General features: G+C 33.9%; 2 protein-coding genes. Both read left to right on the forward strand.

The features are described from left to right. A partial coding sequence (locus tag G465_RS0112795) for a RusA family crossover junction endodeoxyribonuclease (protein WP_022654819.1) occupies nt 1-339 on the forward strand: 339 nt, incomplete at its 5' end. A gap of 1 nt (nt 340) precedes the next feature. Continuing rightward, the gene (locus G465_RS0112800) at nt 341-1,300 is read left to right on the forward strand and encodes a hypothetical protein (protein WP_022654820.1); all 960 of its coding nucleotides are present in this window, start codon (nt 341-343) and stop codon (nt 1,298-1,300) included. The last annotated feature ends 108 nt before the right edge of the window (nt 1,301-1,408 follow it).

Raw genomic sequence — 1,408 nt, forward strand, 5'->3', positions numbered from 1 at the left:
ACATACTATGATCAATCTTATATTGATTATATGGATGGTGTGCAGGAACAGTTAAAGCGTGATGGTGCATTAGATGAAAACTTTTTTGACGTAATTCACACATATTTAGGCGTCAAAGCTGAGATTTTATTTTATTGCCAAGCCCCTAAACATCAAAAACGGATAAAAAAACTAACAAAAACAACAGCGCCCGATATTGATAACCTTTTAAAAGCTACGTTAGACAGTATTTTTAAAGGGTTGGATGAAAAAGATAGCTGTGTATCTATGGTTACTATGGCCAAATTCCAAGAATTAGAAAATCCTAGAACTGAGATAGTATTGAGGGGGATTGAGTAAAATGCCAACAACTAATTTAGATAAGTTTTATGCTATTCAGAAAATCATGGAAGAATTTGAAACATTAAAAGAACCGTATCTAAAGGCATTACAGGACAGATATGAATTTATGAGTGAATACCGCAGAGAGTACAGAAAGCTAGTGAGAGCTTTAAACGATATCAAAAGCAGCTTAAATAAAGATGATGCTACAACCGAAGAAGTCGATATACTCAAAAAGAGTGCTAGGATATCGCTGAGAAAGCAAATAGAGGGCTTTGAAGAGGCAATAGAAGCAGATCCTTACAATGACTATGACAAAGCTATAGATGCCGCAAATGAGGCTATAGACAACTTGAATAAGCGTGATATTAAAAACCTCGAAGAAATTCGCAGCGACTTGAATAACCATAATATTAAAGTTAAAGAAATAGACGCATTAACTGAATATGCAGGGCATAGCGGTTCACAAAGTGAACAAAAAGCTAAAGTATTAGAGTTGATAAACATAGCAGAAGCAGATTATTTAAGTAGTTTTAAAGACTATAGAGAAGCTTGCGAGAATGAAGAAGGTGTCACAGAAATGTTTGACGATATTTTCAGTGTTTTAGCACAGTTAGGATATGATTTAGAGGCTTCTATAATGGCTGACGCATTGCCAGACCTAGAAGAAAGTAGAAAAAACAGGCCTGATCCTGAACCTTTGCTAGAAGTATTAAAGCCGGTAAAAAGCGCTAATTTAGAGTATTGGCAGACAAAAAGAAGAAAGGCTGTAGCTTACCAATATAATATGGCATACGCTAAAGAAGTGGCTTATACAAGACGTGCATTACTAGAAGATAGAGAATATATAGGTACAAGAAATGCTTTTGATCGTTTGTATAACGCTTATGAAGAGCTAAGCGGCTATATGTATGACCGTTATCACGAATTAGGTGGAACACCTTATAATTATCATGGCCATATGGATAGAATAAAATAACTATAACCGTCTTAAACCTTATAATAAAAGGTAATAAGGCGGTTTATTTATGTCTAATAAAAGAATAAAAAAATAATAGTAAAATATTTGCATACAAAAATACATATA

Source organism: Aquaspirillum serpens DSM 68, from assembly GCF_000420525.1.
Taxonomy (GTDB): domain Bacteria; phylum Pseudomonadota; class Gammaproteobacteria; order Burkholderiales; family Aquaspirillaceae; genus Aquaspirillum; species Aquaspirillum serpens.

What these genes read in the sequence shown, in the direction of transcription:
- G465_RS0112800 (WP_022654820.1), top strand. Translation starts at nt 341, where the DNA reads ATGCCAACAACTAATTTAGATAAGTTTTATGCTATTCAGAAAATCATG.